The organism is Paenibacillus dauci, assembly GCF_000971985.1.
GTDB classification, from domain to species: Bacteria; Bacillota; Bacilli; order Paenibacillales; family Paenibacillaceae; genus Saccharibacillus; species Saccharibacillus dauci.
Genome location: NZ_LAQQ01000005.1, coordinates 263,530 through 284,131 on the forward strand (window position 1 = coordinate 263,530; position 20,602 = coordinate 284,131).

17 protein-coding genes are annotated in these 20,602 nt (G+C 46.8%); 6 read left to right on the top strand and 11 right to left on the bottom strand.

The window, feature by feature from the left end:
* Nucleotides 1-585 (bottom strand): TetR/AcrR family transcriptional regulator, encoded by a 585-nt coding sequence (locus WH46_RS18925; RefSeq protein WP_046227919.1) that lies wholly within the window; start codon nt 583-585, stop codon nt 1-3.
* Between the two features lie 375 nt (nt 586-960).
* On the opposite strand from WH46_RS18925, the gene WH46_RS18930 reads away from it, so the two are divergent.
* Together WH46_RS18930 and WH46_RS18935 are read left to right on the top strand one after the other, a co-directional pair.
* Nucleotides 961-1,488: a GrpB family protein gene (locus WH46_RS18930; RefSeq protein ID WP_046227920.1), complete on the top strand. Its 528-nt coding sequence runs from the start codon at nt 961-963 to the stop codon at nt 1,486-1,488.
* Nucleotides 1,489-1,492: 4 nt separating this feature from the next.
* On the top strand, nt 1,493-2,479 hold the full coding sequence (locus tag WH46_RS18935; RefSeq protein ID WP_046227921.1) for a phosphotransferase: 987 nt from the start codon (nt 1,493-1,495) through the stop codon (nt 2,477-2,479).
* A 182-nt stretch (nt 2,480-2,661) separates the two neighbouring features.
* Here the strand turns inward: WH46_RS18935 and WH46_RS18940 are convergent, their stop codons facing one another.
* From WH46_RS18940 to WH46_RS18980, 9 genes are all read right to left on the bottom strand, one after another.
* Nucleotides 2,662-4,683, bottom strand: coding sequence for a PTS fructose transporter subunit IIABC (locus tag WH46_RS18940; RefSeq protein WP_046227922.1), 2,022 nt, complete (start codon nt 4,681-4,683; stop codon nt 2,662-2,664).
* A 158-nt stretch (nt 4,684-4,841) separates the two neighbouring features.
* Nucleotides 4,842-5,846 (bottom strand): metal ABC transporter substrate-binding protein, encoded by a 1,005-nt coding sequence (locus WH46_RS18945; RefSeq protein WP_046227923.1) that lies wholly within the window; start codon nt 5,844-5,846, stop codon nt 4,842-4,844.
* 411 nt (nt 5,847-6,257) lie between these two features.
* A complete protein-coding gene (locus WH46_RS18950; RefSeq protein ID WP_046227924.1) occupies nt 6,258-8,207 on the bottom strand; it encodes a BglG family transcription antiterminator in 1,950 nt (649 codons plus the stop codon).
* Nucleotides 8,208-8,405: 198 nt separating this feature from the next.
* Nucleotides 8,406-9,377, bottom strand: coding sequence for an acetylxylan esterase (locus WH46_RS18955; RefSeq protein ID WP_046227925.1), 972 nt, complete (start codon nt 9,375-9,377; stop codon nt 8,406-8,408).
* A gap of 32 nt (nt 9,378-9,409) precedes the next feature.
* Nucleotides 9,410-10,369, bottom strand: coding sequence for a glycoside hydrolase family 113 (locus WH46_RS18960; protein WP_046227926.1), 960 nt, complete (start codon nt 10,367-10,369; stop codon nt 9,410-9,412).
* Between the two features lie 69 nt (nt 10,370-10,438).
* Nucleotides 10,439-11,485, bottom strand: coding sequence for a glycoside hydrolase family 130 protein (locus tag WH46_RS18965; RefSeq protein ID WP_046227927.1), 1,047 nt, complete (start codon nt 11,483-11,485; stop codon nt 10,439-10,441).
* 120 nt (nt 11,486-11,605) lie between these two features.
* Nucleotides 11,606-12,415: a carbohydrate ABC transporter permease gene (locus WH46_RS18970; RefSeq protein ID WP_407944423.1), complete on the bottom strand. Its 810-nt coding sequence runs from the start codon at nt 12,413-12,415 to the stop codon at nt 11,606-11,608.
* Nucleotides 12,416-12,442: 27 nt separating this feature from the next.
* Entirely contained in the window at nt 12,443-13,324 is an 882-nt protein-coding gene (locus WH46_RS18975; RefSeq protein ID WP_046227928.1) for a carbohydrate ABC transporter permease, read from the bottom strand.
* A 102-nt stretch (nt 13,325-13,426) separates the two neighbouring features.
* On the bottom strand, nt 13,427-14,728 hold the full coding sequence (locus tag WH46_RS18980) for an ABC transporter substrate-binding protein (protein WP_046227929.1): 1,302 nt from the start codon (nt 14,726-14,728) through the stop codon (nt 13,427-13,429).
* Between the two features lie 220 nt (nt 14,729-14,948).
* Between WH46_RS18980 and WH46_RS18985 the strand changes: the two genes are divergently transcribed.
* The 4 genes from WH46_RS18985 (at nt 14,949) to WH46_RS19000 (ending at nt 19,610) form a co-directional block, all read left to right on the top strand.
* Nucleotides 14,949-16,118 carry an AGE family epimerase/isomerase gene (locus WH46_RS18985; RefSeq protein ID WP_082208459.1) on the top strand — a complete coding sequence of 390 codons (1,170 nt, stop codon included), beginning with the start codon at nt 14,949-14,951 and terminating at the stop codon, nt 16,116-16,118.
* A 3-nt stretch (nt 16,119-16,121) separates the two neighbouring features.
* Nucleotides 16,122-17,300, top strand: coding sequence for a glycoside hydrolase family 130 protein (locus WH46_RS18990; protein ID WP_046227930.1), 1,179 nt, complete (start codon nt 16,122-16,124; stop codon nt 17,298-17,300).
* A gap of 131 nt (nt 17,301-17,431) precedes the next feature.
* Nucleotides 17,432-18,439: a substrate-binding domain-containing protein gene (locus WH46_RS18995; protein WP_017813112.1), complete on the top strand. Its 1,008-nt coding sequence runs from the start codon at nt 17,432-17,434 to the stop codon at nt 18,437-18,439.
* Between the two features lie 187 nt (nt 18,440-18,626).
* Nucleotides 18,627-19,610, top strand: coding sequence for a glycoside hydrolase family 5 protein (locus tag WH46_RS19000; RefSeq protein WP_046227931.1), 984 nt, complete (start codon nt 18,627-18,629; stop codon nt 19,608-19,610).
* Between the two features lie 113 nt (nt 19,611-19,723).
* Here WH46_RS19000 and WH46_RS19005 read toward each other — a convergent pair whose 3' ends face one another.
* Nucleotides 19,724-20,512, bottom strand: a complete 789-nt coding sequence (locus tag WH46_RS19005) for a DeoR/GlpR family DNA-binding transcription regulator (RefSeq protein ID WP_017813110.1) — start codon at nt 20,510-20,512, stop codon at nt 19,724-19,726.
* Nucleotides 20,513-20,602 lie beyond the last annotated feature (90 nt).

Genomic DNA, 20,602 nt, shown 5'->3' on the forward strand with positions numbered 1-20,602 from the left:
TCAGAACTCCTTTATAATAGCTTGCATAGCCAATTGGGCGATTCGATCCGTATCGGGACTGGAATTATCCGTGTAATAGTGCAGACCACAGCAGCCGACCAATACAGCCAGCATATAGCGGAGGCTATCATCGCTGCACTGTGTAATTGATTGAAGGGGGATATATAATTGCTCCATGAATCGCTGCCGGGCTGAATAACACTCTTGCTCTGTCAGCCCTGCATAATATTCCGACGCCATTTTGTAGACGAGATAGGCGCGAGCGTCCGACTGCCAGAGCTGAAGCAGTGATTTGCAGTATGATAACAGCTGCTCCTGATCCGCATAATCACCTGTGGTATGGATCCACTCTGTCAGCACATGTGCGCATCGCTCAAATCCGCTGTCCAGCACATCCTCTATCAGCAAATGACGATTGGGATAATAATGATAGACTGTGCCGTAACCAAGCTCTGCCTCACGAGCTACATCGCGAATATCGAAGCTGCCACCGGTCCGAAAATAGGAACGTGCAGCAACATCCAGAATCTGCTCTCTGCGCTGCATACGTATATTCTCATTTTGTTCTTTGGTACGAGGACACATGAATGCAGACACCTCCTTTTATAGACATACAAATTTGTCGATATAAAAAGAATAGCTGATCGGCTGCAGAGATGCAAAAGAAATCTATAGGTACATATAAAACTATAGATAAAGTTCTAATTGCCTTTAAGCTGGATTTTAAATAGCTTCATACCAGATTTCCAGCAAACTATAGATGAGACAGGTTCTTTTTGAATAGATTGTTGCCTTTGATCTGTCCTACAGCACTGATACAATATATGGAAAGGATGCTGAGAATAGTACAGATAGAATGGAACCATAAATTCATATGTCCAGATGGCTCTATTCTCCCCTGCTATTTGGGTAATCCTGTGGATCGTAGCTTCATAATCAAATATAGAAAGGAGCATTCTTATGCGTCAGGTTCAGGTAAAAGCGTGGACACCGGAGTGGAGCACAAGATATGAAGCAGAATCCACTATTTTACAGGCAATTTTTACAGACCAGCTACTTGCTATGCACCATATCGGCAGTACTTCGGTACCTGCAATAGGTTACGCCAAACCCATTATCGATATTCTGCTGCTGGTCCGGCAGATTGATGATGTTCCACTCTATTATGAACCATTGATTCGTGCTGGTTATAAACCACGCGGGGAAAATGGAATTGCCGGAAGAGAATACTTTACCAAAGGAGACGATCAGCGCACGCATCATCTACACATCTATGAACCCGCTCATCCACAGACTATCCAGCATCTGCTGTTCCGGGATTATCTGATTCATCATCCGCAGCAAGCACTGCAATATGGAGAACTCAAGCGGCGGCTGGCAGATCAGTTTCCCCATGATCCGGCCGCTTACCAGCAAGCCAAAGCAGATCATTGCCAGAATATAATAAGCGATGCCCAGCAATGGCATAATATGAACCGGGGAGGATAAGCCCATGGATACCATCTATCAGGAAGATCAAATTTTGAACGATATTATTGATGCTTGTGTACAACGGCTGGGCTGGCACATTCAGTCGATCTCCCCTATACATCGCGGCTGGCTGAATCTGAAATGGAAAATACATACCGATACGGAAACCTATCTGATCAAGCAGTATAATTGTGAACGCTTCAGGGACTATGATCCTGCTGTGCTGAATCGGGCTTTTGCCCAGCAGATTCGTCTGTATCATGATGGTATTCCTGCACCAAAATTGATTACTGATGATCATACCATCTGGCATACTTCCCATCTGGGAGAACGGTTTCTTGTTATGGAATATTGTGAAGGTGACATAGTATCACCTGGCACGGTGAATGGAGATCAGCTATATGATCTGGGGCGACTGACCGGACAGATGCATCTTCGGTTGAATGATGGCTCTTTGCCTGTATCAGCCTCTCCTCTATTCCAGCCGCCTACACGTGAACAGCGCTTGCAGCATTGGGACCGACTATATGCTCAATTGCAAGCAGAAGAACAGCAAGCCTGTTTACCACTGGTCGAGCAGCAGCGCCAGGCCACTGTGTTAATGAATACGGATATTCTGCATCATCTTCGTCCAGGGTGGGCTCATCGTGATCTGTGGACAGACAACCTTCTGTTCTATCCGGATAAAGTCGCTGCGATACTGGACTATGATCGGCTGAATTATGATTATCCGCAGCTGGATATTGCGCGGGCTATTCTGTCCTGTATCTGGAATGGGGAGCTGGATTACAGTCGGGCTTCTGTCTTTATGCAAGGTTACCGTGAAGTTCATCCTCTGTATAAGGAAAAGCTGGGTGTATCCTTGCAGGCGCTCTGGTATATGGAGAGTGTCTGGTGGATTCGATCAGAGATGGATGTGGAAAGCGGTCCCCCGCAGCGATTCGCCCTGGAGATGAACTGGCTGGCCGAGCATTATGGAGAATTGGAAGAGATCACAGGCTCTCTTTGAATAAAGATCATATTAATCAAAAAAGCAAATCAGCACAGCATATACTGTGTGCTGATTTGCTTTTTTAGTTGCGGCTTTGTCTGCCAACTTCAATTGTATGAAAATAGAAGTTGGCAGAAACCGATATTTTGAAGATCCTTTTGGATAGAATATCAGGTATTGCTTGGCTCCTGTTTTTCAAATTAACGGATCTGTTCGAGCAGTTGATAAGCCTCTTCACGGTTGCTTACCTGCAGCAGCTGATTGCGATACTGCTCATCCATTAGCTTGCGGGACAGCATTTGCAGTACTTTGAGATGGGCATTGCCCTGACTGTTGCGTGGAACGGCAATCATGAAAATCAGTCGTGCAGCCGTACCATCCATGCTATGCCAGTCTACACCATCGCGCTTCAGACCGAATACGACTGCCGGACGCTGAACGGCCTGCGACTTGCCATGCGGAATCGCTATATTCATCCCGATACCGGTAGTACTCTCCTGCTCACGCTCCAGAATGGCTTGCTTGAACTCGGCTGTAGAAGTCAGTTTGCCCTGCTGATCAAGAATATCAATCATTTCATCGATGATCTGATCCCGGGTCTCTCCCTGCAAATTCAGTTCAATCAGATCCATATCCATAATATCAGTCAACTGTTCCATTCGGATCGCCTCGGCTTTATCCGCTGCTGATACAGAATCTGTCGGTACCACCGATCCAGCGGAATGAGCAGATGACGGACTATTTACAGAAGATGAAGCCATGCTCGCTGCTGGTGCAGCAGTTGTTCTTTGATTGTCCAGTCCACCTTCGCTATCCATCTGTTCATCGAGCGGCACATTTCGCTTCAGTAGTGTAATGAGCAGTGCAGCAACGACGGCGCCGACAATTACGGCGATGAAGAACATGAGCACATGATCTACTGCACCCAGAACTGCAACGATCGGACCACCATGGGCTACGCGGTCTCCTACATGACCTAGCATGGCAATCACCGACCCGGTCATGGAGCCGACCATAATACTTGGAATAACGCGCAGTGGATCTTGAGCCGCAAATGGAATCGCCCCTTCGGTAATACCGAACAATCCCATCGTAAATGCCGCTTTGCCAGCTTCGCGTTCTGCCGGACGGAACTTGTGCTTGGCGATAAATGTAGCCAATCCCATACTGATTGGCGGAATACAGATTGCTACTGCAATCGGGCCCATAATCTCATAGTTGCCTTCCGCGATCATCGCAGAACCGAACAAAAAGGCTACTTTATTCACCGGTCCACCCATATCAAAGGAAATCATCGCTCCCAGAATCAGTGCCAGCAGCACCGAACTGGTTCCCTGCATACTCGCCAGCCATACAGTCAACACTTCAAAAACATGGGCAATCGGCGCACCGATCAAGAACACAAATACCAATCCGACTACAAGTGATGACAGAATCGGAATAATAATAATTGGCATAATCGGCTGAAGGGCACGTGGAACTTTGAGCTTTTTGATACCCAGCGCTACATAACCTGCCAGGAAACCAGCTACAATCCCGCCGATAAATCCGGCTCCCGATTCACTATGATAAAAGCTTCCCGTTGCTGCGATATAACCACCGATTACACCAGGTGCAATACCCGGCCGGTCCGCAATACTGTAAGCAATAAATCCGGCGAGTATCGGTACCATAAAGGTAAAGGAGGCAGCTCCAATCTGCTCAATTGTTTTCCAGAATGATCCATCGGGAATAACCAGTCCACCGGGTGTCTTCTGTCCACCCAGCGTCAGTGCAATCGCAATCAGCAGACCACCCACCACGATAAAAGGAATCATGTAGGAAACTCCGCTCATCAGATGGCGATAGATCGGATTCTGCTTATCCTGGCGTTCTTGCTTGCCTGACGATGCAGAGCCTTTTGTAACCTGATGAACCGGGACTTCGCCTTCGCTAAATCGCTTGATCAACTCCTGCGGTTTGCGGATGCCATCTTGTACACCGACTACCAGCAGCCGTTTGCCACCGAATCGGGAGGTGTTGACCGTTTTATCCGCTGCGATAATAATGCCATCGGCTTCACGTATCTCCTGTTCGGTAAATTCATTCTCGACACCAATTGAACCCTGCGTCTCTACTTTCATCTTTACGCCTAGCTGATCCGCTGCCTTTTGCAGATTTTCTGCTGCCATATACGTATGTGCAATTCCATTAGGACATGAAGTAATTGCCAATAATTTCATGTGTATCATCCTCCATTGTTGTAACGCTTACATGTATTATAAACCGGAGGATGGATGTTAAATGTTCAACCTTTTACCGGAAGAGACAGGAAGATGCGGTAAAAGGAATTTTATTTATCAACGAGCAGCGATCTGCTGTGCAGCTGAACATCTTTCACTTATTCGTTTAATGCTTTTTGTAGAGCAGCCAGATTGTTGCGCATAATGCTTAAATAGTTGACATTCTGAGCTTTTTCTTGATCGGTGATTCCTTCCAGAGGATCCAATACAGCCGACTTGGCTCCAATCTCACTGGCAATTGTATCCGCGAAGCTGGAAGAAACCAGCGTTTCAAAAAAGATCGTTTTGACATGATGCGTTTTGGCAAAATTGACAATCTCGCTCATTTTCTTGGCAGATGGTTCCTGATCGGGTGCGAGTCCGGCAATCGGAACCTGTGTCAAACCGTACTCTCTGGCCAAATATCCAAATGCCGCATGCTGTGTAATAAAATCTTTGCGCTTGGTATTTTTCAAACCTTGTCTAAACTCCTGATCTAGCTTCTCCAATTGTGCGATATACGCATTGGCATTGGCTTCAAAAACAGTTGCGTCATCCGGAGATAATCTGGACAGTTCCTGCTGGATATTGCGCACTTCCTGAATGGCGAGCGCTGGAGACAACCATACGTGGGGATCCAGATCACCATGGTCATGACTGTCATGATCTGCATGTCCTTCTTCATGTTCTCCTTCGCTGCCTTCTTCCTCAGCTATTCCATCCATAATTTGTAACCCTTTACTCGCTTCAACTACAGCCAGTTTGCTGCCTGTGGTACTGGATAGAATCTGATCCACCCATCCTTCCATACCCGCGCCATTATACACGAGCAGATCTGCGTTCGTAATCTCCGCAATATCCTGAGCAGTAGGCTCCCATTCATGCGGTTCTACATTGGCCGGTATGAGAATATCCACATTGGCTCGGTCACCTGCCACCTGCCGGGTAAATTCATACATAGGATAAAAGCTCGCTTTGATCTCTAGCTTGGGTCTGGTAGCTGAAGTCTCTGATGATGCTGTGGTAGAATCAGTATTCTTCTCATTCACTTGGGGAGACGAACTGCAGGCAGACACCACCAGGACCATAACAAGCATCAGTGCAGTAATTAGATATTTTTTCATGAATAGACTCCTTTGGTTTAGACAGCTTAACAGTACGGAAAAACCATTTTTCCTGAGGGGCTGTTTGTTTTATTTCGTAATTATTACGATTTGTGAATAAGCAGATGAATTCCTTTGTTCATCCTTCCTACCAACCTTGAATTGCATACTGGTGATCACTAACTGATCCCATATTGGAAATACGGCTATCTTTCAAAAGCAGAAAATAAAAGGGCTGTGATCAGTAGCCCTTTTAGATCCAATGTATTAACCAGTACAGAATCAGAAAGAGCAACTATCACTTGCTCTGTATTTCTGAATCCATATTCGTCAGGCTTGTTAACTAATAGTAATTATTACGAATAAAAAGAATTATACCGATGGACTCTTTTTTCGTCAATTGTAATTTTGAGAGCGGTTCTTGAAAATAAATCAAAATCCACTCAGGAAGGTCATTACATCCTTTTGTTCTCGCAAACGCTGAACAAGCAGCGAATTCTCGCTGATCCCTGACAGCTCCCGGAAAAGAAGCCGTGTCTCCTGCTGATTATCATTTTGCACAGCCAGCATAAATACCAGCGATACGTACTCATTGCCCCAGCGCAGCGGTTGCTGCAAAGTTGCGATAGCAATCGCCGATTGGATAATATGCTGCGGACTGCCATGCGGAATGGCAACACCCATACCTATCGTTGTCGCAGACATCTTTTCGCGGACAATGGCACTGTGCATATAGTCTGCAGTGACAAATCCTTTTTGATGCAGCAGCTGACCGAGACGTTCAATAATTTCATAGGGATGCTCCACCTGCTGCTGAAGCAGAACCAGAAAAGGTGTCGTATATTTGAGCAGTATGGATTCCTGTGGCTTTTCTGACTGGGTCTGCTCTGACTTCTGGATAAACCGCTCCAGCTTCTTCTCTTCTCCGGCTTCCAGCAGCGGAGAAATCACGATATAGGGAACAGGCACCGGCGGAAGCTCAATCGTCGAGATAATCATATCTACCTGATGCTGACGAAGGAAATCATCCAGCTCGGTCAGCCCAATGCAGCCCACTACATGCACTGCATAGAATTTACGTTCGATCCGGGAAGAGAGCAGCTGGGACATTCCGATCCCCATATGACATACAATCACTACCTGTTTATGCTTCCGGCTGCTGTGATTAAGCCTTTCTACAGCTGCCTGAAAATGCAGCGTCAGATAGGCCATTTCTTCTTCCGGAATGACCAGTCCATATTCCCGGTTAATCTCATCTACAGCCGATACCATCATATCGAACATATAAGGATACATTTTCTTGATCTCATGCAGCATCGGATTAGTCACCGGCAGCCCGTACTGAAGGCGATTCAGCGTGGTTCGCAAATGTACATGCAGTCCGCTGATCAGCGTCTCATCCCTGGTAAAATCAATCAGATTCAGACTGCACATCGTTCGAACCAGCTGATCCACTATAAGGACAGGCAGTTCTTCCCTATTTTCGCCTGCTGGTTCGGTGACCCTGTCCGGCTTGTAACGTAGCTTGCCGCCCAGCAGATGCAGTGCCAGATAACACTTCTCCATTTCGGGAAAAGCCAGCGCAAATGGTCTACCCAGCGCAGCCGTCAGTTCACTCGCCCATTCATACTCACGCTTCTGTTGGATTTCTTCCATCTCATGTCCGGTCACCATGATCGGTTGGCCTAGCTTAATGCGACGGCTGATCAGCAAAATGTGAATGACCAGACTATCGAATGTCTCATCTGTAAAATCGAGTTGCTGTCGCCGGCATAACGCTTCCAACTCATGATAGACAGTATCCACTTCGTGAGCAGCGAACTGGCTTTTGAGCCATTTGCCTGCAGGCTCACCGTTATCCGCCAGCCGATTCAGCCGTACCAGCGCCAGTCGTTTGTGACGCTCTTCTCCAGCAATTATCATACCGATCCGCTGCCGGGTGACCACCTGCAGATGAAAGGGCTTCAGCCAGTCGGCAATCAGATCCAGATCACTGCGAATCATGTTACGGCTGACATAAAAAGTATCCGCCAGTTCCTGTGCGGTTATCGCTTCTGTACTCATCAGCAGGCTGTAAGCGATCTGTACGATACGCTCTTTGTCGGGAACGATGATTGAGGTTGGCTGTATGGTCTGCAGCTGCGCAATCATCGCATGAACTCCTTCTCCGGATGCGCTCAGACTGATGCCTGCCCCTGGTCTTCGAATCAGCGCTGCAGTTGGATAATCCGCTATATACTGTTCAATAATCTTGCAATCATTACGAACCGTCTTCTCCGAGCAGTGCAGCTGATCTGCAACATTCTGGATCTGGATAAACTGACCCGAATGATTCAACAGAAGCTGCAAAATATCCTGCTGTCTGGCATTTAACAATATCATCGTTATTCGTTACTCCTTCATAATCGGTCAGGAACGATCTGCTCCGACCGTGACCGTCTCCCGGTACTGCAATATCTACTTACCGATCACAGTCTGAAATACAATAATAACCGGAGCCTCCGAGAAGGTCCGGTTATTATTATCCGTTACATTTTTATACAATGAAATATCATTACATGCAAGGTGATCGACAGAAAATTATAAGTTCAGCTGCATCAGCTTCTGTAAAGTGCGGTCAGAAAGAGCCGGCAAATATTCATGTCCATATTCATGATAAAGCAGCATTTCCTTGGGTGAAGTAATCTTGTTATAGGCTGCAAACTGGGTGGATGGCGGACAAATAATATCTGCAAGCCCGGTTACCCATAGTACATCTGCCTGGATACGCGGCGCCAGATTCTGGATATCAATATAGCCCAATTTCCCAAAAATCTCATCCTCTCGCTGATGATGAGGATCGAAGAACCGGAAATAATAGACCAGTTCTTCATAAGCGGAATTCGTTGGATCCAGCTGACTCGCCTGCTTATAGTCTGACAGAAATGGATAGACCGGAACAGCGATCTTCACACGCGGTTCCAGTGCAGCACAGGCTACAGTAAGCGCTCCACCCTGGGATAATCCATGGGCAGCGATCCGCTCGGGATCGACTCCCTCGAGAGACATCAGAATACGTGCAGTCTGAACGGTATCGAGGAATACATTACGGAAATACAATTTGTCCGGATCGGGATCATCTATACCGCGAATAAAATGTCCACGAATCGTCGAGCCCTTGACGGTCAGCGCATCCTCCGACCATCCGCCCTGCCCCCGGCAATCCATCGCGAGTACGGTAAATCCGTGAGCAGCATAGCCAATTTTGTCAAACCAGTCTCCACTATCACAAGCATACCCATGGAACATGACCAGCCCCGGACCTGCAGGGTGTGATGCGGCATCTGTCGGCTGTACCAGCTTGCAATGTATTCTAGCTCCACCGATCCCTGTAAAATACAAATGATAACACTGCGCTACCGGCGAATGAAATTCAGCCGGTACCAGCTCATACTCCAGCGACTGCTGATCCAATTCGGCGAGTCCCCTTGCCCAGTATTCATCAAAATCCGCCGGTCTTGGACTGCTGCCCATGTAGTCTTTTAACTGCTCCAAAGATATATCTACTGCCATCTGCTCTCCCCTTTTCCACTTATGCTGCAGTATTACTTTACAGTGTTATTCTGCACGTCGTTCGGCAGTGAAGTATAGAACTCCCGGATGACGTGCTCGGCGGGCTTGCCGTATACGCTGTATCCATCATGATTCAAGGCTTCCTCTTCCTTATACAAGGCGGCACTCCAGTCCCATAATCCAAAACCGCTTACCCATGGGCGAGTCTTGCAGGCATTGAACATAGCCGTATAATAGTCCGCCTGTTCTCCTGGATTCACTGTGCCTGCCCATTCCCAGTCATTGGGGATCATCGCCGAACCACTACGGCTGGGACAGCCTGCCTCCGCAAAGAAAAATGGTTTGTTATAAGGACGTATAACAGATTCAATCCGATCCAGCTGATGATCCCAATCATTGATCGGATAATAGCCGCTGGACGAAATGACGTCGACTGCGTCCCACCATTTCACATTATTTTCCTGATATTTGTCCGTGTTGTACGTGATCAGACCGGCGTAGTCCTGACGTACATCCGCTATCAGCTGCCGCCACTCTGCTGAACGTCGCTCGGTCTGCACCATTTCACAGCCGACAATCATCATCTCGCAGCCTGTTTGCTCGGCAATCCGGGCATAATGACGCTGATAGTCGGTATAACTGGCAAACCATTCGTGCCACTTGGGTTCACAAGGTACATCCTCATCAAAAAAGTTGATATGCGCCCGCCAGGTGCCATTACGACAGTTCACGGTCGGCTTCATGATCAGCTTGAGTCCGAGAGAACGGGCGTAATCGAGCATGGCGATCAGTTCATCATCCTCGACGATATGCTCCCCGCGATAATCCACCTTTGTAGAATGGGGCGTATCCTGCAATGCTGCCAATGCAAAAATAACTGTAGTGCTGCCAGTACGCTCTTGCATCAAGCGCAGTGATTCTCTGGCTTCAGGTGAACGAAAGCTGCCGCGTCCGCTCATCCAGCCATAGGTAAATCCCTTGATGTAGTTCATGCATGCATTCCTTTCTTGCCCATAATGATAATCTGCCCTCGCACTGAATCCAGTTATGACAAGACCCGATTACATGCGGCCAATCTCTTGGTCATCTGCAATCTCTTCATAATGCTCAATCACATAACCGACGATCTCTTCCACTGTTGTATAAGCCACACCCACATACGTATCCGCTGCTCCATAATAAATAGCGATTCGTCCGGTGTCGGCATCATGCAGTGTCGCACACGGGAAAATAACATTGGCAACAAATCCACGTTCTTCATACCATTCTTCCGGTGTCAGTACAAAGGTCGAAGCGCGATATTTCACACGGGATGGCTCGTCTTTGTCGAGAATAACAGCGCCCATGCTATACACAAGTCCGTTACATGTACCGGTCACGCCGTGGTAGAACATCAGCCAGCCTTCACTGGTCTCGATCGGCGCAGGCCCGCCGCCGATTTTGACCGATTGCCACCAGCCCTGGCCACCTTTGCTCATCACATGACGATGCTTGCCCCAGTAGATCAGATCGGGACTTTCACTAACAAATACATCACCAAATGGAGTATGCCCGCTATCACTTGGACGGGATAGCATAAGGAAATTGCCGTTTACTTTACGAGGGAACAACACGCCATTACGGTTGAACGGCAGGAATGGATTCTCCAGGCGGGTAAAGGATTTGAAATCCTGGGTGCTGGCAAATCCTATCGCCGCTCCATAAAAATCGGTACACCAGATAATGTAATAAGTATCTTCTACTTTGACGAGGCGCGGGTCATAGGCATAGTTCGGTTGAAACGGCTCTCCTGCTTCATCCTGGAATTCAATGCGCTCTTCTTCAATCTGCCAGTCCAGACCATCGTCACTCCAGCCCAGATGCAGATGCGGGCGTCCGTTCACCGTTTCCGCACGGAATATGCCTACGAACCGTCCCTCATAAGGAACAACAGCACTGTTAAAAATACGTGCGATCCCTTTGACCGGATTACGGTCGATCACTGGATTCGCCGTATGACGCCATACCGGGAACTCGTAGCCTTCCGGCTTATCCTGCCAAGGCATTGCAGCCAGCGAATCGCCAATAATTTTCACCGTAGTTACAGTCTTGTTTTGAATATCAGTCATGATTAATCTCCTCCATTTTCTCTTTTTGGGTTTTGCGTTTTTGAATTTGGGAAAGGTTATGCTGAGAATAGGAAATAGCTAACAAACTAGTAAAATTGCTGTATATTCATAAAACAATTTTTATTTCACCGATCCATTGGTGAATCCATTGTAAATATACTTTTGCAGAATCAGGAAAATGATCAGCGTCGGGATGATTGCGATCATAATACCTGCACAGATGACTTCCCACTGCGAGCCATATGGTCCTTTGAATTTGAACAAGGCAGTGGATATAACCTGAAGCCCGGACTTGGGCATGTACAGGAACGGAATATAAAAGTCATTGTAAATATTGATCCCTTTGACAATGATAACCGTGACAATCGCCGGCTTGAGCAGCGGCAGAATAATTTTCCAGTAAATCGTAAAGTATGATGCTCCATCCAGCATTGCCGATTCATCCAGTGCCGGAGCAATCGATTCCAGAAACTGCAGGAAAATATATACGGCGATAATATCGGTACCCAGATACAGGATAATGGCTGCCCAGTGCGTGTTGACCAGATCCAGTGCATTGACAATCTGGAACGTAGCTACCTGGGTCGTCACACTCGGAATGAGTGTCGCCAGCAGAAAGGCACCCATGATCAGCTTACTGCCTCTAAACTGAAAGCGATTGAGTACAAAAGCAATCATTGAACCAGTCAGCGTCGCCCCGACAATCGAGATCACCAGAATAAAGGTCGTATTGGCAAACCCGAGCAGCATTTTGCCATCGACAAAAGCCTTGGTGTAATTGGCAAAGTTCAGCCAGTTCTCCGGAGGCAGTAGCGGACTGGTAACTGCATACTCCTGTTTGGTTTTGAATGAAGCAAAAAATACAACCAGGATGGGCAGCAGGGCAATGATCGCGCCAATAATCAGCGTGGCGTATTTGAATGTGGACATTGCCGAATATTTGAGTCTATACACAGCTTACTTCTCCTCCTTCACCAGCATGCGCTGTGCAGCGGTAACGATCACAACAATAAACAGCAGGATTACCGCCATGGCCGATGCTAATCCCAGCTTGCTGTATTTAAAGGCCAAATCGATTGTCTGAATAACAAATGTCTCACTACCGTTCGAGCCGCCTACCATAATATAAGGAATATCAAAAGCACTGATAGCTCCGCTTACAGCAAGAATAATATTCAGCTGCACAATCTTGCCGATACTCGGCAAAATAATATGGCGGAATTGATGCCAGCGATTGGCACCGTCAATATCGGCCGCTTCGTACACATCGCGGTCAATCGACGAGATTGCACCGAGGAAAATAATAAAGTTGAAGCCCATATACCGCCATACGGAAGCACCGGCGAGCGAGTAGTTGATAATATTCGGATTGCCCAGCCACAGCTGTATGTAATGACCGAGTCCAAGTGCATTTAGCAAGGTATCCAGTGTGCCATCCGGACGGAAGAAAAATAGAAAAATAAAGCCGATCGCTACCCCGTTCAGCATATAAGGGAAAAACAGCACCCCTTTAAAAAAGTTTTTGAACCGGGTACTGAAACTGAGAATAGTCGCAAAATAAAGCGCCAGTCCCATCTGTACAAACGTGGCAAAAAAGTAATACAAGCTGACTTTGAACACGGTAAAATACTCGGGTTCGCTAAAAATACGTTTATAATTCTGAAAACCCACATAATCCATATGCTTACTGTAGCCATTCCAGTCGGTAAAGCTGTATTTGAACATATTGAACACAGGCAGATAGGAAAATGTAATCAGTAGAATCATCGGAATTGCCGAAAAAGCGGCGATAATGATTTTCCGTTGGGTTGAATAGTTGTAATTGGAAAGTTTGAACATCCTTTACCTCCAGCTTCGCTCAGATACCAAAACCATGCCGTCTTCCTGCAGCGGTTCGGGAAGAGAACAGAGCCCTCTCTGTCCTCCCGTCCGCATCACAGATTACTTCTCAGCGACGGCTGCTCTCGCTTTGATCCATGCGTCATTCAATTGTTTCATAATGTCATCGTATGACTCATTTTTGTTGCCAATCGCTGCTTCGATAATCCGCTTTTTGAAATCAGGCTGCCACAGTCCGATTTCGGCTTCTTTATCGATTTTGTCCACTAATCCTTCCTGACCCGCTTTGCCTGGAGTCAGTGTCTCAAAGCTTACGCCCTCTTTCTCATATTCTTTGAGAACAGCTGGCAGTTCGGAGCCTTTGACTGGACTGATACTTCCGGCTTGCTCTACAGAATAATTCGATTTATTGATAAACCAGTCCACCCATGCTTTGGCAGCCGGTTTGTTCTCACTGTTCACATTGATGCCGATATTATAGTCTGCCGCCAGCGGTACAACGACTTTGGCAGCATTGGTCGGGAATGGCATGAAGCCAATATCGTCAGGATTGGAAGCTACGCCCTTGATCTGGTCAATAGCCCATGAACCCAGCACCATCGTACCGATTTTGCCATTAGCCAAATCGGCTTTGGAACTTTCCCAGTCGGTTGTTGTCGGGTCTTTCTCTATAAGTCCGGCTTTGGCTGCATCATACAGTACTTTGTACAATTCGTAATGCGGCTGTCCCGCTACAAAGTTATCGTCCGAGTTGGGCTGTGCAATATTCACATAATCCGGATCGCCGGCTACCGTTGGAAGATCCGCTTCCCACTGGGTGAGCGGCCAACCGGCAGCATAGTTGGTATACAGCGGAACTGCTTGTGTCTTGTCCTTGATCTGTTGTAGCGCCTGTTGGAATTGTTCTGTTGTTTGCGGAACTTTATTGATGCCCGCCTGTTTGAATACCTGTTTGTTATAGATAATTCCCGAATAGGTGATCGCTACAGGGATACCGTAAATGTTATTGTCCACCATACGTTCTTCAATCCCGGTGTATTTTTGCTTCAGTTCATCATAAGAACCGAGAGGTTCGAAGAAATCAGGGATATCCTTGATAGGAATACTGGTTGGAATGAGCAGTACATCTCCATAATCTTCTGTACTCATTCGTACTTTGATCTGTCCTTCATAGTCGGATAAGGCTTCGAAATTTACTTTAACGTCAGGATAAATCTTGTTGAATTCTTTGGCATAATCTTGGAATACCGTATCCACAATATCTGTACGCTGCGTAATCACGGTAATATCGCCTTCAATTTTATTTGGGTCGCTATTGTCCGAGCTGCCTTTGGAACAGCCTCCCAACAGTGAAACTACCAGCAATGACGCTACGAAGCTGGAAAACCATCTACGCTTCTTCATTCCAATCCCCTTCCTTTATTCCGTAACTTTATTTAACCTTATCGATTAGGTTACATACGCATTCTATATTGTGAGCGCTTTCTAGTCAATCGTTATTTTGATCTCTCTTTCTAAATAACTAGCTTTCACTTCTATATTTTTCAATTGACATTTGCTTTTGTTAGTCATTATAGTGTTCACATAAGGTTATCGATAAAGTTATAATTGGGATGGTGCCGATGTGAAAATATTACAAAAAGAGATTCGTCAGGAATGGCTGGAACATATCCTGCCTTTCTGGATGAATCTCAAGGATGAACAGTATGGAGGTTATTACGGCGAGGTTGGCTATGATCTGAATGTCTCTACCGATCAACCCAAAGGTGGAATTGCTGCAGCACGGCTTCTCTGGTCTTTTGCTGCTGCTTACCGGATCACCGGAGAATCACAATATGCCGAACATGCGAGACATGCGTACCAGTTTCTGTGTGGTCCATTGTACGACCATGAACATGAGGGAATTTACTGGGCGGTTGATTACCAGGGTAATCCGCTGGATACACGCAAGCATGTCTACAATCAGGCTTTTGCTATTTATGCATGCAGTGAATATTACCGGGCAACCGATGACGAAGATGCACTTCAACTGTGTATCCGTCTATTCCAATGGTTGGAACACACCGGTTACAATCGCCTAATCGGCGCATATCGCGAGGAATTTGACCGTTTCTGGCAAGAACAGCCCAATGAAATGCTGAGCGAAAATGGCGTAATCGCTGATATTACGATGAATACGCATATCCACGTATTGGAAGCCTATACGAATCTGTACCGGATATGGCCGGATGAGCAGGTACGCCAGTCATTGGATAATCTGCTGCTGATTCTGCATGACCGTATGTATGATCCACAACAGCGCAGACTGAATGTGTTTTTTGATAACCAGTGGAACTCCCTGCTCAATCTCACTTCATTTGGGCATGATATCGAGGCCAGCTGGCTCATCGATGATGCCTTGCAGGTGATCGGGAATACCGATCCCGTCTATCAAAAGATGGTTACCGATATGGCCTACCGTGTTGCCGAAGTAGCTATCCAGCCGGATGGTTCACTGATGAATGAACAGGAAGACGATCATATCGACACTTCCCGGATCTGGTGGGTACAAGCCGAGGCTATTGTTGGATTTTATAATGCATACCAGCGTACCGGTGATGAAACATTTCTTCAGTTGGTCGATAGATTGTGGGCCTATATCAAAGATCATATTATCGATCCGCGTCCAGGCGGGGAATGGTTCTGGTCTGCTGGCGATCAGGGAGAACCGGGACAGCGTGAAGTAGCCGGTATGTGGAAATGTCCGTATCATAACAGCCGTTTTTGTATCGAAATTACCGAGAGGATGAATTAAACGATGATCCATGAACAATATGCAGCACTCGCAGCCGAACAGGAACAATTACTGAACCGACGCAACGAGAAAAATACAGCCTTCTATAACGGGATCTATGACCGTTATCTCTATCCTGTACTCACCCGTCATCATGTGCCGGTACACTGGCGATTTGATCTGGATGCACAGCGCAATCCGCATTTTATGGAACGTCTGGGCATCAATGCCGCACTGAATCCGGGAGCGATCTATCATGAAGGCAAATATATTCTGGTCGTCCGTACAGAAGGTCTGGATCGCAAATCCTTTTTCGCCCTGGCCGAAAGCGATAACGGTATAGACGGGTTCCGGTTTACAGGCAAGCCGCTGACCTGGGACGATATAGATCCTGCCGAGACGAATATGTATGATATGCGTCTGGTCAAGCATGAAGACGGCTGGATCTATGGCATCTACTGCTCGGAGCAAAAAGATCCGGATGCACCTGCCAATGATACATCCAGTGCAGTGGCGCAGGCAGGACTCGTTCGTACTCGTGATCTTAAGTCCTGGGAACGTCTGCCCAATATTCGCACCTCTTCTCCGCAGCAGCGCAATGTGGTTCTGCATCCGGAATTTGTAAATGGTAAATATGGATTCTATACACGACCACAGGACGGCTTTATTTCTACCGGTTCCGGTGGCGGCATCGCTTTTGGATTATGTGATGATATTCTGAATCCGGTGATTGATATCGAGACTGTTATGGATGAGCGCCGCTACCACACCGTCTATGAAGCCAAAAATGGTCAGGGGCCTGCGCCGATCAAGACCGACCGTGGCTGGTTGCATATTGCTCATGGCGTCCGCAACACAGCAGCTGGTCTACGATATGTACTGTATGTGTTTGTCACCAGCCTGGAAGACCCTTCCGTTGTGATTGCCAAGCCGGGTGGCCTGTTTATCGCCCCTTATGACGATGAACGTGTGGGTGATGTATCCAATGTTATTTTCTGCAACGGTGCCGTCGTTAATGAGCAGGGTGAAGTGTACATTTATTATGCTTCCAGTGATACACGTATCCATGTAGCGGTTACTACCCTGGAAAAGCTCACCGATTATGCATTCAATACACCTGCAGATCCGCTTCGTTCTCTGGATTGTGCACTTCAGCGTTCTACGTTGATCGAAGAGAATGAGCGCCTGCTGGCATCCCTTTAACTTATGCGGCTTTTCATTTCCGGCCCTCGATTTCTTTATTACTCTACAGTAAAACTGTATACTGTGTTTACAATAACGACTTTTGTCGGAACAAACAGTATTCATTTACAAGAGAGGCCGGGAGAGAAATGATGAATAAAAATATTACGATGCGTGACATTGCACTCAAAATGGGTGTCAGCAGTGTTACCGTCTCCAAAGCGCTTAATGATAAAGACGGTGTCAGCGATGAACTCAAGGAAAAGATCAAGCTGGCCGCCTGGGAGATGGGCTATCGCATGAATACGGTAGCCAAATCGATGCGTGAAGGACTTACTTATAATCTGGGTGTTATTATTCCCGAACGATTTACCGGCACCTCTCAGACCTTTTACCTGCGCCTGTACCAGGAGATTGCGGTCGCGCTTCAGCAGCATAATTATTATGGTATTCTGCATATTCTGAGTCGTGAAGATGAGGAGCAGCTGAATCTGCCGCGCATCTATCATGAGCAAAAAGTCGATGGCTTTATATTGCTCGGACAGGTCAGCAAAGAATATATCGAGGTGATCGAGCAGATCGAGCAGCCCAAAATGTTTCTCGACTTTTATGATGAGCATGCCGAGATTGACTCCATTATTACGGATAACTTTTACGGTGCATATGAGCTGACCAACTATCTGATCCGCCAGGGACACCGTGATATCGCCTATGTTGGCAATCTGTATTCGACCAGCAGTATTCAGGACCGGTTCCTCGGCTATTACAAATCGCTGCTCGAACATCATCTGCCTCTGCGCCAGGAATGGATACTGAGTGACCGCGATGAACAAGGTACATTCGTCGATCTGGAACTTCCTTCTCCCCTGCCTACGGCTTTTGTATGCAATTGTGATCAGGTTGCGCATCTGCTTCTGCAGCAGCTTCGCACCGAAGGATACCAGGTACCGCAGGATTGTTCGATCGTCGGCTTTGATAATGATATCTATGCCACACTGTCAGAGCCGCATCTGACAACGATTGAAGTCAATATCAACAAAATGGCCTATACGGCTGTCGATTCCATTCTCAAAAAGATACGTGACCCGCATACAAACTTTGGAAGAGTACTTGTACCGGGCAATATCATATATCGGGATTCCGTAAAGGATATGACGTAAAGAATCACTATGTACGTTGATCCCATTTGTAATTTCTTTATTACATTCTGTCGTGCTGGATTCGGCAGACCATGCGCCAATGATCATCTGTACAATTTTAGCCCATGCGGTTCCGGCTGGCTCCAGCCTGTTCAAGCAATTGCGCCGGAATCGCTGGTTAAAATAAAAAAAATCTGGAGGTTGTTGTATGAAAAAGCTGTTGTGCAAAGGGTTACTGTCTGCGCTTGTCATGATTCTGGCTATCTATGGAATGAACAGTTTTGCACCGAAAGCGTCAGCTGCAACAGGATTTTATGTAAGCGGTACCAAATTGTACGATTCCACCGGTAAGCCTTTTGCCATGCGAGGTATTAACCATGCACATACCTGGTACAAAAATGATTTAAACACGGCGATTCCTGCTATCGCACGTACTGGAGCCAACACGGTTCGCATCGTCCTGTCCAATGGGATGCAGTACACCAAAGATGATGTGAATTCGGTTAAAAATATTATTTCCCTCGTCAACCAGAATAAAATGGTTGCTGTACTTGAAGTCCATGATGCTACAGGCAAAGACGACTATAACTCGCTGGATGCTGCCGTGAATTACTGGATCAGTATCAAGGATGCCCTGATCGGCAAAGAAGACCGGGTGATCGTCAATATTGCCAATGAATGGTATGGCACATGGAATGGTAGTGCCTGGGCAGACGGTTACAAGCAGGCAATTCCCAAGCTCAGAAATGCAGGCATCAAAAACACCTTGATCGTCGATGCAGCCGGCTGGGGACAATACCCACAATCGATCGTCGATTATGGACAAAGTGTATTCGCCGCCGATTCACAGCGAAATACAGTATTCTCGATTCATATGTACGAGTATGCAGGCAAGGATGCCGCTACTGTCAAAGCCAATATTGATGGTGTATTGAACAAGGGACTTCCAGTAATCATCGGTGAATTTGGAGGTTATCATACGAATGGTGATGTAGATGAATACGCCATTATGAGATATGGACAGGAAAAAGGCATTGGCTGGCTCGCCTGGTCCTGGTATGGCAACAGTACCAACCTGAATTATCTGGATCTGGCAACCGGTCCAAATGGCAGCCTGACCAGCTTTGGTAACACAGTAGTCAATGATCCAAGTGGAATCAAGGCGACTTCCCAAAAAGCCGGTATCTTCTAAACCGTCCTTTCTTCTATACGGCTATCTGTAACTGCGAAAATCCCCTGTGCCATGAAATACGCGCAGGGGATTTTTATATCAACGAATCATTTCAACCATCATTCGCTGATCGGTTAGCCTGTACCGGATCGTTCTTCTGCCAGCCGTATCTGGATAGAAGAGGTTGTCTGCAGATGGTTGATTTCCTCCGGTGACGCTTGTTCATCGGTAATGAGCAGATCTATCCGGTGAAGAGAAGCAACACGTGTAAAGCAATCTTTACCCATACCCGTATGTTCTATCAGACAAATCGTTTGACGGGATTGCTCCATAACCGCCCGCTGAAAAACGGCCTCTTCCGGACGAGACGTACTCAGTCCATTAACAGATACACCCTCAACAACAGCAAAATTAAGATCTGGCGAGAACTGCCTCATCCATTCAACAGCCAGCGTATCTGTCATCATGCCGGATGCAGTCATTTGTCCTCCTAATAGATAAGTACTGATCCAGTTTATTTGCTGTAGTCCCTCTGCTATATACAGCGAGTTGGTTACTACAGTAAACGGCAACTGGAACGGAAGATATAATAGCATGAGCTTGTGCAGAGAAGAGCCGCCCAGAAACACGGTCTGACCTTCCTGGATGCAAGATGCGGCAAGCCGTGCAATAGCATGTTGGCGGCTGCTCTCATCATTATGTATCCGCTGAAGCTGAACCGACTGGGAAATGGTACGCATATGAGACAGCGGAATGGCTCCTCCATGTGTACGTTTAAGTAGATGTTCCTCTTCCATCGCAGTCAAATCGCGTCGTATGGAATCAATCGAAACACCGAATATTTCTGCAAGATCCTTGGCAAGCACTCTGCCGTCGCGTCGCAGCAGCTCCAGGATCTGATTGCGTCTTTCCAGAGAGAACATGGTCTTCCTCCTTGATTATCTTTGCAGGTCGTGATTAGCATTATCTGCTGATCCTATGCCAAGTTCACTGATTTTTAACAGAATATTGCA

What these genes read in the sequence shown, in the direction of transcription:
- WH46_RS18925 (WP_046227919.1), bottom strand. Translation starts at nt 585, where the DNA reads ATGTGTCCTCGTACCAAAGAACAAAATGAGAATATACGTATGCAGCGC.
- WH46_RS18930 (WP_046227920.1), top strand. Translation starts at nt 961, where the DNA reads ATGCGTCAGGTTCAGGTAAAAGCGTGGACACCGGAGTGGAGCACAAGA.
- WH46_RS18935 (WP_046227921.1), top strand. Translation starts at nt 1,493, where the DNA reads ATGGATACCATCTATCAGGAAGATCAAATTTTGAACGATATTATTGAT.
- WH46_RS18940 (WP_046227922.1), bottom strand. Translation starts at nt 4,683, where the DNA reads ATGAAATTATTGGCAATTACTTCATGTCCTAATGGAATTGCACATACG.
- WH46_RS18945 (WP_046227923.1), bottom strand. Translation starts at nt 5,846, where the DNA reads ATGAAAAAATATCTAATTACTGCACTGATGCTTGTTATGGTCCTGGTG.
- WH46_RS18950 (WP_046227924.1), bottom strand. Translation starts at nt 8,207, where the DNA reads ATGATATTGTTAAATGCCAGACAGCAGGATATTTTGCAGCTTCTGTTG.
- WH46_RS18955 (WP_046227925.1), bottom strand. Translation starts at nt 9,377, where the DNA reads ATGGCAGTAGATATATCTTTGGAGCAGTTAAAAGACTACATGGGCAGC.
- WH46_RS18960 (WP_046227926.1), bottom strand. Translation starts at nt 10,369, where the DNA reads ATGAACTACATCAAGGGATTTACCTATGGCTGGATGAGCGGACGCGGC.
- WH46_RS18965 (WP_046227927.1), bottom strand. Translation starts at nt 11,485, where the DNA reads ATGACTGATATTCAAAACAAGACTGTAACTACGGTGAAAATTATTGGC.
- WH46_RS18970 (WP_407944423.1), bottom strand. Translation starts at nt 12,415, where the DNA reads ATGTCCACATTCAAATACGCCACGCTGATTATTGGCGCGATCATTGCC.
- WH46_RS18975 (WP_046227928.1), bottom strand. Translation starts at nt 13,324, where the DNA reads ATGTTCAAACTTTCCAATTACAACTATTCAACCCAACGGAAAATCATT.
- WH46_RS18980 (WP_046227929.1), bottom strand. Translation starts at nt 14,728, where the DNA reads ATGAAGAAGCGTAGATGGTTTTCCAGCTTCGTAGCGTCATTGCTGGTA.
- WH46_RS18990 (WP_046227930.1), top strand. Translation starts at nt 16,122, where the DNA reads ATGATCCATGAACAATATGCAGCACTCGCAGCCGAACAGGAACAATTA.
- WH46_RS18995 (WP_017813112.1), top strand. Translation starts at nt 17,432, where the DNA reads ATGAATAAAAATATTACGATGCGTGACATTGCACTCAAAATGGGTGTC.
- WH46_RS19000 (WP_046227931.1), top strand. Translation starts at nt 18,627, where the DNA reads ATGAAAAAGCTGTTGTGCAAAGGGTTACTGTCTGCGCTTGTCATGATT.
- WH46_RS19005 (WP_017813110.1), bottom strand. Translation starts at nt 20,512, where the DNA reads ATGTTCTCTCTGGAAAGACGCAATCAGATCCTGGAGCTGCTGCGACGC.